This window comes from Streptomyces sp. NPDC040410 (assembly GCF_055595715.1).
This window is the reverse complement of record NZ_JBVIVK010000005.1, coordinates 146,322-161,054: the sequence shown is the minus strand read 5'-3', so window position 1 is coordinate 161,054 and position 14,733 is coordinate 146,322. Positions and strand designations below refer to the sequence as shown.

Sequence of the window (14,733 nt, the reverse complement as noted above, 5' to 3'; positions counted from 1 at the left end):
GTGCACCCCTCAGTCCACCTCGGCGACCGCCTGAGCGAACTGCGCCTTGTACAGCCGCGCATACGCCCCGTCGGCCCCGAGCAGGTCGGCATGGGCGCCCTGCTCGACGATCGATCCGTTCTCCATGACGAGGATCGTGTCGGCGTCGCGGATCGTCGACAGCCGGTGCGCGATCACGAAGGACGTGCGCCCGTGCGCGAGCTTGGCCATCGCCTTCTGGATCAGCACCTCGGTACGGGTGTCGACCGAGCTGGTCGCCTCGTCGAGCACCAGGATCACCGGGTCGGACAGGAACGCCCGCGCGATGGTGATCAGCTGCTTCTCGCCGGCGCTGACGCCCGTGCCCTCGTCGTCGATCACGGTGTCGTAGCCGTCGGGGAGAGTGCGCACGAACCGGTCCACGTGGGCCGCTCGCGCCGCCTCCTCGATCTCCCCACGGGTGACCTCCCGCGAGGCGCCGTACGCGATGTTCTCCGCGATCGTGCCGCCGAACAGCCAGGTGTCCTGGAGCACCATGCCGATTCCGGCGCGCAGTTCGTCGCGGGACATCTTCGCTATGTCCACGCCGTCGAGGGTGATGCGCCCGCCGGAGACGTCGTAGAACCGCATGAGCAGGTTCACGAGGGTCGTCTTGCCGGCCCCCGTCGGGCCGACGATCGCGACCGTGTGCCCGGGTTCGGCAGCCAGCGAGAGGTCCTCGATGAGCGGCTTCTCGGGGTCGTAGCTGAACGACACGTGCTCCAGCGCGACCCGCCCGCGCGGTTCCTCCGGACGTACGCCCGGCACGGGGTCCGGCTGCTGCTCCTCCGCGTCGAGGAGTTCGAAGATCCGCTCGGCAGAGGCGACACCGGACTGCACCAGATTGGCCATCGACGCGACCTGCGTCAGCGGCATCGAGAACTGCCGCGAGTACTGGATGAAGGCCTGCACGTCACCGATGGACAGCGAGCCGGACGCGACCCGCAGCCCGCCGACGACAGCCACCAGCACGTAGTTGATGTTCGACACGAACATCATCAGCGGCTGCATGACCCCGCTGTTGAACTGCGCCCTGAACCCGGCCTCGTACAGCGCCTCGTTCTGCTCGGCGAACTGCCCGGCCGACTCCTCCTGCCGCCCGAACACCTTTACCAGCGTGTGCCCGGTGTACATCTCCTCGATGTGCGCGTTGAGCTTGCCCGTCGTGCGCCACTGCTGCACGAAGTGCGGCTGCGACCGCTTGCCCACACGCGTCGCGACGACCGCCGACAGCGGCACGGTGACCAGCGCCACCAGCGCCAGCAGCCACGACACCCAGAACATCATCGCGAGCACACCGATGATGGTGAGCAGCGAGTTGATGAGCTGGCCCATCGACTGCTGGAGCGTCTGGCCGATGTTGTCGATGTCGTTCGTCGCCCGGCTGAGCACCTCACCGCGCTGCCGCTTGTCGAAGTACGACAGCGGCAGCCGCGACAGCTTCGCCTGCACGTCCTCCCGCATCCGGTACATCGTCCGGTTGACGGCCCGGTTCACCAGACGCGTCGCCACCGCCATCAGCAGGCCGGCGGCGAGGAAGGTACAGAGCGCGATCATGAGCACGCCGCCGACCGCAGCGAAGTCGATGCCCTCGCCCGGAGTGAAGTCCGTGCTCCTGAGCATGTCGGCGACCGCACCGTCGCCCTGCTCCCGCATGGACCGGAGGACCTGCTCCTTCGTGGCCTCGGACGGCATCCCGCGCCCGACGATGCCCGCGAAGACAAGGTCGGTCGCCTCGCCGAGGATCTTCGGCCCGATCACGTTGAGGGCCACGCTGATGACCACACAGAACAGCAGCGCGCAGATGGTGACACGCTCCGGCTTGAACCGGGCGATCAGGCGCCTGCCCGACCCCTTGAAGTCCATCGAGCGCTGATCGGGGCCGCCCCCGGCCATCATCCGCCCCATCGGCCCGGCCATCAGGCAGCCTCCGCTTCCGTCAGCTGGGAGAGCACGATCTCCCGATAGGTCTCGTTGTCCGCCATGAGCTCGTCGTGCCTGCCCGCGCCGACGACCCGGCCCTCGTCGAGGACCACGATCCGGTCGGCGTCGCGGATGGTCGCCACGCGCTGGGCGACGATCACGACGGTCGCCTCGGCGGTCTCACGGGCGAGCGCCGCGCGCAGGGCCGCGTCGGTGGCGTAGTCGAGGGCGGAGAAGGAGTCGTCGAAGAGGTAGATCTCCGGGCGCTGCACCAGCGTTCGGGCGATGGCCAGGCGCTGGCGCTGGCCGCCCGACACGTTGGTTCCGCCCTGCGCGACGGGCGAGTCGAGCCCGTTCTCCAGCCGCTCCACGAAGTCCTTGGCCTGCGCCACCTCCAGCGCGTGCCACAGTTCCTCGTCGGTGGCGTCCGGATTGCCGTAGCGCAGGTTCGTGGCGACCGTGCCTGCGAACAGGTACGGCTTCTGCGGTACCAGCCCGACCGTCCTGGCCAGCAGCTTCGGGTCGATGGTGGACACGTCCACCCCGTCGACCAGCACCTCGCCGTCGGTCGCGTCGAACAGCCTCGGCACCATGCCCAGCAGGGTGGACTTGCCACTGCCGGTCGAGCCGATGACGGCCGTGGTCTCGCCGGGCCGGGCCACCAGGTCGATGGCCTTCAGCACCGGCTCCTCGGCACCCGGGTAGCGGAACCCGGCCCCGCGGATCTCCAGATGGCCGTGGCGGCGCAGCTCCCGCACCGGACCGGCCGGCGGCACCACGCTCGACGAGGTGCCGAGGACCTCCTGGATGCGCTCGGCGCACACCTCCGCGCGCGGCACCATCATGAACATGAAGGTGGCCATCATCACGGACATCACGATCTGCATGAGGTAGGCGAGGAACGCGGTCAGGTCACCGATCTGCATCCCGCCGCTGTCGATGCGGTGTGCGCCGAACCAGACCACGGCGATCGACGACAGGTTCACCACCGTCATCACGATCGGGAACATCAGCGCCAGCAGGTTCCCGGTGCCGAGCGCCACCTCGGTCAGGTCCGTGTTGGCCTTCCGGAACCGGTCCTTCTCGTAGTCGTCCCGGACGAAGGCGCGGATGACACGGTTGCCGGTGATCTGCTCGCGCAGCACCCGGTTGACCGTGTCCAGTCGTTCCTGCATGGCCCGGAACAGCGGGCGCAGCCGGCGCACGATGAGCGTCACGGAGATGCCGAGCACCGGCACCACGGCGACCAGCACCGCGGACAGCGGCACGTCCAGGCCGAGAGCCAGGATGATGCCGCCCACGCACATGATCGGCGCGGACACCACCAGGGTGAACGTCATCAGGGCCAGCATCTGGACCTGCTGGACGTCGTTCGTGGTGCGGGTGATCAGTGAGGGCGCGCCGAAGTGGCCGACCTCGCGCGCCGAGAAGGACTGCACCCGGTCGAAGACGGCGGCCCGGACGTCCCGGCCCAGTGCCGCCGCGGTCCGGGCGCCGTAGAACACGGCACCGATGTTGCACACGACCTGTGCCAGCGAGATGCCGATCATCAGGGCGCCGAACGAGAGGATGTAGCCGGTGTCGCCGTTCACGACACCGTTGTCGATGATCTTCGCGTTGAGTGTGGGCAGGTAGAGGGTGGCGCAGGTCTGCAGGAATTGCAGCAGCACCAGCAGGGCGATGGGTTTCTTGTAGGGCCTCAGGTAGGTCCGCAGAAGTCGTATGAGCACGCTACGTCTCTCGGAGTCGCCGGTAGGAGCGGATGGTTGCCCCTGGCCCCTATCGTCGGACACCCCACCCGCGTTACCACAACTGATTTTGCCGACAGCAGTGCTCCCTACGGCCTACCCGTTCGGCCTCACGGTCCCGACGGCGGCGATACGGATGCGGCCTAGGGGCGGAACGCCCCGGGATGGGTCTGCTCCCGCACCGACACGAACTGCTGGCGCACCGCCTGCCCCACGGCGAGATCCTCGCCTGGTTCCAGCACCTGCGCGACCGCGCCCTGCCAGGCCGGCGGGGTACGCGGGTCGAGGGTGCCCTGCGACACGCCGAGCGCCCAGGCGGCCTGCCGGGCGGCACCGATCGCCGCGTAGTCGGCGGGCTGCGGTACCACGACCTGCGCCCCGAACAGCGCCGGCGCCGCGGACTGCACGGCGGGCAGCTCGGCGGCCGCGCCGAGGAGGAAGATCCGCCGCACCTCGACACCCCGGCCGCGCAGCACGTCGAGCGCGTCCGCGAGCCCGCACAGCATGCCCTCGAACGCGGCCCGCGCCAGATGCTCCGGCTTCATCGACTCCCGCCGCAGGCCCGCCAGCGTCCCGGCGGTGTGCGGCAGACTCGGCGTCCGCTCACCCTCCAGATAGGGCAGGAGGACGAGGCCGTGAGAGCCCGGCGTCGACTTCATCGCCAGCTCGGACAGGCTTTCCAGATCGGGCCGCCCGAGCAGTTCGGCGGTCCCGCGCAGGGTCCGTACGGCGTTCAGCGTGGTGACGACCGGCAGGTGCATGCCCGTGGCGTCCGCCAGGGAGGTGATCATCCCGGTCTGGTCGACGAGCGCCTCGGGGTGCACGGCCATCACGGACCCGGAGGCGCCCAGCGACACGACCGCGTCCCCGAGACCGAGCCCGAGCCCGAAGGCCGCGGCCATCGTCTCGCCGGTCCCGGCGGAGATCAGCAGCCCCTCCGGGGTCGTACCGGCCGCGTCGGAGGGACCGATCACCTCGGGCAGCATGGCATGGTGACCGAGCGCCAGCTCGACGAGGTCGGGCCGGTAGCCGCCGGTGGCGGGCGACCAGTAACCGGTCCCGGAGGCCCCGCCGCGGTCCGTGGTCCTCCTGACGGGCCGGCCGAGCAGCTGCCACACCAGCCAGTCGTGCGCCTGCAGGAGGACGGCGGTGCGCGCGGCCGCGTCGGGTTCGCTCTTGGCGAGCCAGCGCAGCTTCGTCACCGGCAGCGCCGCCTGCGGAACGCAGCCAACGGCCTGCGCCCAGGCCTCGCGCCCGCCGAGCGCGTCGATCAGATCGGCGGCCGCGACCTGCGCCCGCCGGTCCCCGCCGACCATCGCCGGCCGCACCGTGTTGCCCTGCGAGTCGAGCGGCACGACGGCGTTCTGCTGCGCGGAGACGCCGATGGCCTGCACGCTTTCGAGGAGCCCGCCGCCGGCCGCTTCACCGAGGGACAGCAGCCAGGCCTGCGGATCGACGTCGGCAGGCCTGCCGCCGCCCTCGGTGCCCTCCGTCGGATGCGGCGCATATCCCTGCCGGAGCACGGCTCCGGTGTCCCCGTCGCAGACGACGATACGAGTGAAATCGGGCGAACTGTCCAACCCGGCGACTATCCCCATGCTCAAAATTCTGCCGCACGAAGCGAGGTGAACGCGCCGGGTCGGCACGCCGTAGTGAGGCAGCGCGAAAGATGGCGCGAAGAACGGCGCGAAGAACGGCCTCGAAGGACGGCCCTACGGGCGGCGCGAAGGACAGCCCGCAGGGGGCGCGAAGGGGGGTGAAGGGGGGTGAAGGCTACGTGTTGCTGGTACCCCAGTCGTCCCCGCCGCTGCCGTTCGTGTTGCGCTCACGCAGGGTGCGCACGCGCTGGGCGACCGAGTCGGGCACGCGGTCGCCGACCTTGTCGCTCACCGCGTGGTACGCCTTGCCCGCGAACTGGCGGCCCTGCTGCGCCGCCGTCTCCGCGGTGTTGCGGACGGCGGGGTTCTGCGCGACCTGACGAGCGGACTTCATCAGCTGCTCGTACCGCTCGCGTCCGGCCTTCGTGCCCAGCACGTAGCCCAGAGCGAGTCCGGCGACGAACGTGAGGCGGTAGCGCATGGCGGCCACCCTTCCCTTGCGTAGGCCTTCGGTGCGGTATCGGTGCCGGGGGGAACCGATTGGCGGAGCACCCCCCTGCTTGCGCTAATGTATGTGTCGCAGCGAGCGCCCGCCCCCTGGCGAATACCCAGGTAGGTACGTTCGATGCAACGAGGCATTCCTCCGTAGCTCAATTGGCAGAGCAGCCGGCTGTTAACCGGCAGGTTACTGGTTCGAGTCCAGTCGGGGGAGCTCGGTCCTCCGTAGCTCAATTGGCAGAGCAGCCGGCTGTTAACCGGCAGGTTACTGGTTCGAGTCCAGTCGGGGGAGCATGCTGAACGAGGACCCCGCAGGGGTCCTTTTTCATGTCAGCGGGAACCACTGCGCCGCAGGTGGAGTCCTCCAGGGCAGGCGAAGTCGACCATCCGAAGCAGGAGATCGTATGAGCGGCTATGCTGCGGCAGACGGCGCGCACACATGTACGCGACACGCCGCTATGGGGCGGTAGCTCAGCCGGTTAGAGCAGCGGACTCATAATCCGTCGGCCGTGGGTTCGAGTCCCACCCGCCCCACCATTCACTACGCGAGCAGAACCGTTTCTACCTGCGGAAACGTAAGAACGGGGGTCACCACTCCAAGGTGGTGACCCCCGTTCATTCGTTCAGACCAAGATCCAGGGGACACACAGGGGACACGGGACCGGTTCGGGGGACACAGGAGCTGTCATGCCGCCTTCCGGCGCCCCTTCGAAGCCCGGCTCCCGGTCCGGGACGCGGCGGGCGGCAGGCCCGTCGGCAGCGCCCAACTGTCCGGGCCCAGGGACTCGGAGCGGGCGATCGTGAAGCGTGTGAGCGAGAAGTCGGCTTGCTGCTCCTCCGGGTAGCGGTCGTTGAAGTTCTCCACCCTGACCAGCTCCAGATCGTTCGCGGTGCAGTGATCGCGTATCCACCTCACGGCCGCGTTGGCGGCGTCGCCTTGGCCCCGGCCGGTCAGGGTGATCATGCCGAGGAGGTCGGAGTCCGGCTGCCGCTGTGCCCCAACGGCCCAGGTCTCGCCTGACTGCCGTGCGCCGTGGGCGAAGAAGACGGCGACGTCGGCCTGCCAGGCCGCCTCGGGGATCTCCAGCGGGGTGCGCACCTCGTAGGCGATGTCGCGGGGAACGACGGACATCACAGACTCGGCTTCAGCCCGCATCATCTCGGGCAGGACGCTGGTGTACGTGTCGGAGGTGATCTGGCGCGAGGAGTGGCCCAGCTTCTCCTGGACCACCTTGATGTCGTTCTTGGCGAGCAGGGACAGGGTGGCGGCGAGGTGGCGAAGATCGTGGAGGCGGACCGGCGGTAGGCCGGAGAGTTCCACGAGGCGTGTGAAGCGTCGGGATATCCAGTCCGGGTGCAGCTCCTCGCCGTTCTCGTGCGTCCACACCCGGCCGCTCTCGACGTAGGCGTCGCCCCACTGCTGGCGCATCCGGTCCTGCTTCGCGCGGAAGCTGACGAGGCTGTCGCCGGACTCCAGGCTCAGCGAGAGGGTGCGGACGCTGTCGGCCTTGGGTGCTTCGCCGTACAGCTTGTAGGCGACTTCGACGATCTGCTGGGAGATCCGCAGCCAGAGGGCATCGGTGCTGACCTCTGTCCAGGGCAGCGCGGCCATCTCGCCGCGGCGGGGGCCGAGAAAGATGAAGCTGTGCCACAGCTCGTAGAGCCAGTCGTCCTTGGCGAAGTCGAGGAACTGGCCGGTGAGCTCCGGCGTCCAGACCATGACGGGGCCGGGCTTCTCGCCGGTGCGCTTCCAGTGCTCGACGCGCTCAGGCGTCCAGACCAGCGGCTTGGGCCGGGTGACTGGCGGCAGCTCTACGAGCTGGGCCCAGTTCCTGGTGAACGCCTGCTCGCGCTTGATCCCCCAGGAGAGAGCTGAGCTGAGGGTGTCGTTGATGCGGTGCATGGTGGCGGCGGAGGTGATCTTCCGCAGCCCCTTCTTGCCCTCGCGGAGCGCCGCGTTCGCATCGAGGAAGGCACCGCGGGTGACGCGGCGCTCCTCCCTCTTGGCATAGCCCGCCGTCCTCACCCAGGCTTGGTGGGCGTCGTCACGGTCCTTCTGGAGCTGATCGACGCGCAGGCGGTGAAGGATTCGCTCGGCGTTCTCCTTCTCGATCGCGTCGTACATCTTGTCGAGGTGGCGGACCTTGAGGTCCCGTCGCTTGATGTGGCCGAGGTGAGGGAGCAGGTAGTTGTTGATGTGCTCCTCATAGCCGTGGCGGGTGGTGCGAGCCAGTGACTTCTTCGCCTTGATCCACCGGGCGAAGAAGTCTCCGCACTTCTCGTCGGACAGCACGTCGGTGCCGGCGGACGCGGCGTCGTAGAGCTCCTTCGCCTTCTTCTTGGCATCGTCCAGCCTGGTGAAGCCGCCTCGGCGGACCCGTGCACGCTTGCCGCCCTCGCCAGGCTCGGCCTCGAAGTAGAAGTACCAAGTGCCGTGGCCCTTCCCGAGCTTGGGGCATGACAGCCCGATGTCTCCGATCTTCGGGGTGCCGTCGTCGTTGAAGACCGGGTCGCCTTCCTTGTCCTTGAGTGGCCCCTTGCACTGGCACCGCCGGTAGTAGCTCGGCTCGAACATCCGACCCCCTGGTCTGTCGATTGGCTCGCCAGTCATCGGTGTGCGTACGTTTCAGTACGTGTCTGGCGTGATCTCTTTCGATCTTGCTGGGGCTGTCGGACACTGCTGTAAAGTCGTTTTCCAGTTGGCGCGGGGGAGACAGGCGACCAACGACATGACTGCTCACGAAGCAGGCGGAAGCGGAGCCATGGGGCTGGAGGAGCTGCTAGCTCTTCCAGCCACGGTCAATGTGACGACAGCTGGACGTGCACTGGGCATTGGCCGAGACAAGGCGTACGAGTTGATCAGGGCGGGCACGTTCCCCGTCCGGACGCTGCCCTTGGGCGGGACAGTCCGCGTTCCGACAGCCGAACTGTGGCGTGTGCTCGGTGTCGAGCCTCGTGCGGAGGTGAGTCCATGATCGTCAGACACAGAGGGATCTGAGGTGTGCGTTGGTTTGTCATTACTGTTACCTATCTCGCTGCTAAATTGGGAGACGTTGTGGGGGTCGGGTAGAGGGGTCGAAAATGCCGAGACTCTACGGTTTTGAAGACATGGCGTACCGACGCGTACGCGAGGCGGAGGCGGAGGGCATCCGGGCCGCCGCCTCGCGGCGGCTTGCCCAGCAGAGCTTCGACGCGATCACGGCGTGGATGAGTGAGGAGGGCTACCGCACCACTCGGGGGGGCCAGTTCAAGCCGGATGTACTGGCCGGCGTGCTCTATCACCCGGCGATTGCCGGTCTGATGGAGGACGAGAACGGCGAGTTGGTCGACAGCGGCGGCCCTCGGATCATCCCCGTCGAAGACTTCATGGCGATCCGCGCCATGAGACAGGTCAAGGACCCGGACAAGCAGCGCGGAGATCAGCAGGAGTACCTGCTCTCCGGGCCCATCAGTGTGTGCGGCCTGTGTGCCCACACGCTCGGGGCGTCGCCGTCGAACGCTGGAGCCCGCGGGCACCGCTGCCCGCCCAGCACGGCGCAGCACCCGGGCGGCTGCGGCAAGGTCCGCATCAACGCGGACCTGTACGAGAAGTACGTGGCCGAGCAGGTTCTGGGCGAGCTGGCCAAGCCGGAGGTCGCGGAGCTGATCGAGGCTGCGCGGGATGAACTGCTTGCCCAGGCGAAGGATCTGGACCGGGAAGCGGCGGCGGCGCGCCGACGGCAGAAGAAGCTGGGTGCGGACTACGCCGCGGGGTCGGGGATGTCGCTGGCCGCCTTCAAGGTGGCCGACAAGGAGCTGACGAACCTTGCCCGGGAGAAGTCGACGCAGGCCCGGTTCCTGAAGCAGGTCAAGCACGTGCCCGTTGGGTCCGTGCCGGATCTGGTGCGCTGGTGGAAGCATGCGCCGTTGAAGGCCAAGAGGGGGCTGGTCGTCCTTCTCCTGGAGCAGATTGCGGTGTACCCGGCCGCGTCCAGAGGCTCGCGCACGGTGGATGCGGACCGGGTCGGCTTCACCTGGCGGCAGTGGGGTGCCGCTGAGCAAGAGCCGCGCTCTGCCTAGACGCTGATGCCGTGACGCAGTTCGTCGGAACGGCGGCTGTTGCTGAGCACGGCCATCGAGAGCCCGCCAGTGATACCCCCGATGGACAGCCCCGCCAGCGTGGGGCTGATTACGTTGTCAAGCGCCAGCGGCCATGCATGGCCGCTTTCGACTGAGAGGACGTAGCCGCCCCGGCTCAGGGCGTAGAAGACGCCCAGCGTCGCGCCGGCAGCGGCCACGGCCAGCCCGGTGCCTGCCGAGCGGCCCTGCCGCCAGACCCCGTGAGCGAGCCTCGCCGCACGCGCCGCCACCTCGATCCCTGCGGCAGCGAAGAAGCCCAGGTACGTCAGCAGGTAGGTACGGACAGCGTCAACCTGCGCGTACGAAGTGGACAGGTCCAGGTCGAGCCGCGCCGGATCGGTGCGGCGGTACTGCCAGATCAGCAAGCTGGACACCGCCACGACCATAGCGATGCGGCACGCGATGCTGACGGCGTGGGGTAGGCCCTCGTACTCCCAGTCGATAACCATGACTTGAAGGCTCGCGCAGAAGATGATCGCGGAGATGTCCGAGACGAGCGAGGACAGCTCGGTCATCGTGGCGCCGTCCACGATCTCTGCTACGAACGGGATCGCCAGCAGGGAACCGACGAAGCTGCTCACCAGGGCGAGGACGTGCGCGCTGCGCGATACGCGGAACGCGTCGCTACCGCGTCTCTGGCGCCAGAGACTCCGGCTGAGGGCTATCGCCGTACCGAGCAGGGTGAGCACCGAGCACAGGCCGAAGATCGGGCCGTCCACGTCAGTGTCCTTCCAGGTAATCCGCTGCCCGCTCAGCGGCGTCGTCCAAGCTCCGGCGGCGTGGACGTCCCTCGCGGGGCTGGTCAACGCCGGGAGGGGGTGGGGGGATCGCCGGGACATCTTCAGACAGTCCCTCACGACGACGAATCTCCTGGAGCCTGGTGCTGATTTCAAGAATGTCCTGCACCTCAAGGCCCTGCATTAAACGCAGGACTTCGCGCGCTTCGGGCCGTGTCGCGTAGACCGTGAGCGCGGCGAGATCGTCCCACTCGGCTCCGCGCAGCAGGAAGGCGGCCGGCACGCCAAGGGCACGGGCCAAGGAGTCGATGGTCGACGCCCGCGGGTTGCCGCTCTTCCCGTTGACGAGGCTGGCCACCTGGCCGTGGGAAACCGTGGAACTGGGCCCGGCGGCGGTGGAGTTGGCGATGTCCCGCGCACTGGGAGTGAAGCCGTCGGAGTCGCGCCGCAGCCTGAACAGGGTGAGCAGCTTCGCCTGCAGGCTCAGGGGCCTGCCGGCGTCGTGGGTGTCTGCCATGACCGTCTTCTCTGGCTGTGTCGTATGCTCGCGACTGTGTGACCCATGAGTAACTACTACGGGCGTAGACCACACTACCTCGCAGGTGGCGAGGGTTATAGGGTTTGTTGCACAGTTTCTCGGCGGAGCGTCAACCGGTGAGCGGGCACCGGCATGCTCCCCTGTGCCTGCCTCGCGGTAGGTGCCCCGAGGAGTCCTATTGGGCGGGCGAGGCGGCGTTGCGCGCCGTGCACGGGAGGAGCCGCATGTCCATGCCGGAGACGGAGATTGATGAACGGCAGATCGCTGCGACAGCGAAGGAGCCGCCGCGGGCCTTGTGGGGCGCGCCAGACGCGGCGGCGCGAGAAGACGCGCGCAGAACGGTGGAGACGATGGCGCTTCTGCATGAGTCGAAACGGGGCGCAGGGGATGACGGGGGTGAATCCTGACAGCCTCGAGGGCTGCCCCCTCGCAGAGATAGATGACATTTTTGATTGGCTGATGTACGTTCTGACGTGCCGAGCGGGTGCAGCAGCCGCAGGTTTCACGCTCGGCAGCGTCGCGTGAGCGGCGTTCTTCCTACTCCTCGCCGGGTGGCCGACCCCCCGCGCCCCGCCCGGCGAGGAGTCGGCCGCCAGGTGCGGCCGTCGGGGTGCGTGACGGGATCAGCCCGCCGTGACCACTGGTCGCGGCGGGCTCTCTCGTACCCGCTGCGCCCGTGCGGGGAATTCAAAAGAATGCACCCCGAATTCCCTTTCTGAATTCCCTTGAATTAAAAGAGTTCGTCACTTGCTTTGGCGGTATTTGCCATTAAGATATAAGTGTAAGAACAAAGGGAAACACTTACAGGAATTCACGGAAGGCGCGGGAAAATGACTGACACCAACAAGGTCGAATTCATCAACGTCAAGATCAGCGAGGTCGCCCCCAACCCGGAGCAGCCCCGGAAGTTCTTCTCCGAGGAGGCGCACGAGGAGCTGACCGGCAGCATCAAGGAGAACGGCCTCCTCCAGCCGGTGGTCGTGCGGCCCGTCGAGGGTGGCAAGGTCCCGTACATGCTGATCGCGGGCGAGCGGCGCTGGAGGGCCTGCCAGGCGGCCGGCCTGGAGGTCATCCCCGCCAAGCTCGTTGAGGGGGCTTCCGAGGAGAAGGCGTACGTCCTCAGCATCGCGGAGAACGTGAACCGCGCGGACATGACCATCATGGAAGAGGCCGGTGCGTACGCCGACCTCAAGGCCGCTGGATGGACCCCGGCCAAGATTGCCAAGCAGTTCGGCAAGACGGAGACCCACATCACCTGGCGGCTGGGCCTGCTCACCCTGCGCCCCGAGGTGGCCCAGATGGTCGACGAGGGGAAGATCAAGAACAACCTCGCCTGGCACATCGCCCAGCTCAACCCGGCCAACCAGATGGTGGCCGCCATGCGGTACGTGCGCGGCGACTTCGACAGCGAGGCCGAGGCTCAGCACTTCGCCAACGGCCTCAAGATGATGGAGCAGCAGACCTCCCTCACCAACGAGCAGGCGCCCACGGCGGAGGAGACGGAGAAGCGCAAGGCGGCCAAGGCCAAGGCGAAGGACGGCCTCGGCAAGGCGGAAGAGGTCCTGATTCCGCTGCTGGAGGACCTGGCAGAGAAGAAGCCCGAGGACCTGGCCGTCATCCTCGGCGACGACCTCGCCCGCCACCTGCGGGTCGTCACCCGCCTGCACGCCAAGGTCCAGATGGTGAAGAACATGCTGAGCAAGGCTCAGGGCATCCAGCGGGCCATGGAGGCGGAGTTCAACAAGGCCGCCGTTGAGGTCAAGCAGGAGGCGGCAGCGAAGAAGATGGACGAGGAGGTCAAGCCCGAGGCGGCCGAGAAGCCCGCTGAGCCGAAGGTCACGGACAAGAGCGAGGCCAAGCCGGCAGCCAAGCCGCGGCCCACGGCCAAGAAGGCGCCCGCGAAGCCCGCCACCCCGAAGCCTGCGGCGCGCGCGGCGGCCACCAAGGCCCCGGCGCGGCGGACGCCCGCCAAGAAGGCCGAACCGACCCAGTAGAGCGGATGGGGCGCGGCGGTAGCCGCGCCCCATCCCCCTGGTGCAAGAGCGGGCGTGGCCTGGAATCCGGGCCGCGCCCGCTGCGTGCCGAGTGTCGGAATTACGGAATTCAGGGAAATCAATTCCGGGTGAATATGTACCCGGCCCGGCAATTCCAATAAGATATAAGTACAGGAAAGGGAATCCTCAAAAGATTGGAATCGGGAAAATGACGGAAAGCGTGAAACTGGATTCGGTCGGTCTGCACCAGGTCAGGTCGGAGTACGTGGACTGGGGGAGCAAGTCGGCCCACCCGGCGATCCGCGACGTTGCGGCGTACCTGTCCTTCCTCCTCTCGGAGTCACGCGAGCTGGTGCCCGGCCCGACCTCGGAAGTGTTCGTCGAGCTGGAGGAGGTCACGGCCTCCCAGTTCTCCAACGAGACCAACAGGGTCCTCCGCCTTACGGCTGACCTTGAGGGCGGGCGCACGGAATTCGACATCGTCATCCAGCTCGCGGCCCCGACATCCTTCACCTCCCCGTACAAGCAGGAGGGCTAGGTCGGATCGGAGGGGGTGCGGGAGTCCGCACCCCCCTGCGTCTTGAGTGAAATTCCTTGAATTCAATTTCGGTGAACCTTGCTTTGGCGGTATTTGCCATTAAGATATAAGTGTAAACAAGGACGGAAAGGGAAGGGTTGGTAATGGAAGAATTCAAGAAGGGGGAGCGAGTGGAACTCGTCCGCACCGCCGATGAGTACACGGAGCTGCGGCCGGGTGATCAGGGCGAGGTCAAGCGGTGGGACGCGCGCCTGGGGCACCTGGATATCAACTGGGACAGCGGCTCCAGGCTCACGATCATCCCGGAGCTCGGCGACGAGGTTCGGCACCTCTGACGGCCCAGGCCGGGGGTGCAGGGGGGCGCCTCCCTGCACCCCCGGTGCCGCTCAGGTCCACCAGGGCCCGAGCGGGCGGCACCGAAGGAATCCGGGCTCGCCGGCGGCGGCGTCGCAGCGCGCCCGGTCGCTGAGCAGCACGAAAGGAACAGCCGAGTGCTAACCCTGTTCACCAACCGCTTTCAGGCATTCCAGCCCCCGCAAGGGGTGCCTGTGCGGATCACCCTGGGCGGTGTCCGCTTCAAGCTCCCCTACTCCCTCACCCACTCGGTGCGGGAGCTCGCGCCGCGTCGCGACTACCTCAATGCGTCCCAGCCCGAGTTCGCGAAGGCGTACCGGGCCGACCTGGACCAGCTCGGTCCCGATCGGGTTGCGGCGCTGCTTCAGCAGATTGCGCGGGCTGAAGGGGATCACCGCCTGGTGCTGCTCTGCTTCGAGGACCTGACCAGGCCGGGGCTGTGGTGTCACCGCGGGGTGTTCGCCTCCTGGTGGAAGGAGCGCACGGGGGATGAAGTGCGGGAGCTGTCCCCGAAGGAGGATGACCACTATCGGCAGGGCACCTTGATGTGAGCGTCGGAGCCGCTCCCCAAAGATAGGTGACATGATTTCAAGGGGCTCTGCGCTCCTTGTGTTAGGTTCCAGCGCAGCGCCCGGCCCGGCATCCCGTCGAGGTCGGGCGTTGTCGTT

The 14,733-nt window shown here is 67.6% G+C and carries 12 protein-coding genes and 3 tRNA genes; 8 read left to right on the top strand and 7 right to left on the bottom strand.

Going from position 1 to position 14,733, the window contains the following annotated elements; translation table 11 throughout:
- Window positions 1-9: 9 nt before the first annotated feature.
- From ACZ562_RS13010 to ACZ562_RS12995, 4 genes are all read right to left on the bottom strand, one after another.
- A complete protein-coding gene (locus tag ACZ562_RS13010; RefSeq protein ID WP_471177283.1) occupies window positions 10-1,938 on the bottom strand; it encodes an ABC transporter ATP-binding protein in 1,929 nt (642 codons plus the stop codon).
- Window positions 1,938-3,671: an ABC transporter ATP-binding protein gene (locus tag ACZ562_RS13005; protein ID WP_471177280.1), complete on the bottom strand. Its 1,734-nt coding sequence runs from the start codon at window positions 3,669-3,671 to the stop codon at window positions 1,938-1,940. Before ACZ562_RS13005 ends, ACZ562_RS13010 begins: the two co-directional genes overlap by 1 nt.
- 161 nt (window positions 3,672-3,832) lie before the next feature.
- Entirely contained in the window at window positions 3,833-5,287 is a 1,455-nt protein-coding gene (locus tag ACZ562_RS13000; protein WP_471177277.1) for an FGGY family carbohydrate kinase, read from the bottom strand.
- 175 nt (window positions 5,288-5,462) lie between these two features.
- Window positions 5,463-5,768, bottom strand: coding sequence for a YtxH domain-containing protein (locus ACZ562_RS12995; RefSeq protein WP_471177274.1), 306 nt, complete (start codon window positions 5,766-5,768; stop codon window positions 5,463-5,465).
- A 158-nt stretch (window positions 5,769-5,926) separates the two neighbouring features.
- Here ACZ562_RS12995 and ACZ562_RS12990 point away from each other — a divergent pair.
- The 3 genes from ACZ562_RS12990 (at window position 5,927) to ACZ562_RS12980 (ending at window position 6,322) form a co-directional block, all read left to right on the top strand.
- Window positions 5,927-5,999: transfer RNA gene (locus ACZ562_RS12990), tRNA-Asn, on the top strand.
- 5 nt (window positions 6,000-6,004) lie between these two features.
- Window positions 6,005-6,077: transfer RNA gene (locus tag ACZ562_RS12985), tRNA-Asn, on the top strand.
- A 168-nt stretch (window positions 6,078-6,245) separates the two neighbouring features.
- Window positions 6,246-6,322, top strand: a tRNA-Ile gene (locus tag ACZ562_RS12980).
- 148 nt (window positions 6,323-6,470) lie between these two features.
- Here the strand turns inward: ACZ562_RS12980 and ACZ562_RS12975 are convergent.
- On the bottom strand, window positions 6,471-8,360 hold the full coding sequence (locus tag ACZ562_RS12975) for a tyrosine-type recombinase/integrase (protein WP_471177272.1): 1,890 nt from the start codon (window positions 8,358-8,360) through the stop codon (window positions 6,471-6,473).
- 533 nt (window positions 8,361-8,893) lie between these two features.
- Here ACZ562_RS12975 and ACZ562_RS12970 point away from each other — a divergent pair.
- Window positions 8,894-9,844: a recombinase family protein gene (locus ACZ562_RS12970; protein WP_471177270.1), complete on the top strand. Its 951-nt coding sequence runs from the start codon at window positions 8,894-8,896 to the stop codon at window positions 9,842-9,844.
- Here the strand turns inward: ACZ562_RS12970 and ACZ562_RS12965 are convergent.
- Together ACZ562_RS12965 and ACZ562_RS12960 are read right to left on the bottom strand one after the other, a co-directional pair.
- Complete coding sequence (locus ACZ562_RS12965) at window positions 9,841-10,623, bottom strand: hypothetical protein (RefSeq protein WP_471177268.1); 783 nt, start codon at window positions 10,621-10,623, stop codon at window positions 9,841-9,843. The two genes, ACZ562_RS12970 and ACZ562_RS12965, sit on opposite strands and share 4 nt — an antisense overlap.
- 1 nt (window position 10,624) lies before the next feature.
- Window positions 10,625-11,158, bottom strand: coding sequence for a hypothetical protein (locus tag ACZ562_RS12960; RefSeq protein ID WP_471177265.1), 534 nt, complete (start codon window positions 11,156-11,158; stop codon window positions 10,625-10,627).
- 851 nt (window positions 11,159-12,009) lie between these two features.
- Between ACZ562_RS12960 and ACZ562_RS12955 the strand changes: the two genes are divergently transcribed.
- From ACZ562_RS12955 to ACZ562_RS12940, 4 genes are all read left to right on the top strand, one after another.
- Window positions 12,010-13,173: a ParB/RepB/Spo0J family partition protein gene (locus tag ACZ562_RS12955; RefSeq protein WP_471177263.1), complete on the top strand. Its 1,164-nt coding sequence runs from the start codon at window positions 12,010-12,012 to the stop codon at window positions 13,171-13,173.
- A 208-nt stretch (window positions 13,174-13,381) separates the two neighbouring features.
- Complete coding sequence (locus ACZ562_RS12950; RefSeq protein ID WP_471177260.1) at window positions 13,382-13,711, top strand: hypothetical protein; 330 nt, start codon at window positions 13,382-13,384, stop codon at window positions 13,709-13,711.
- A gap of 143 nt (window positions 13,712-13,854) precedes the next feature.
- On the top strand, window positions 13,855-14,046 hold the full coding sequence (locus tag ACZ562_RS12945; protein WP_471177258.1) for a DUF4314 domain-containing protein: 192 nt from the start codon (window positions 13,855-13,857) through the stop codon (window positions 14,044-14,046).
- A 213-nt stretch (window positions 14,047-14,259) separates the two neighbouring features.
- Window positions 14,260-14,616: a DUF488 family protein gene (locus ACZ562_RS12940; protein WP_471177255.1), complete on the top strand. Its 357-nt coding sequence runs from the start codon at window positions 14,260-14,262 to the stop codon at window positions 14,614-14,616.
- Window positions 14,617-14,733 lie beyond the last annotated feature (117 nt).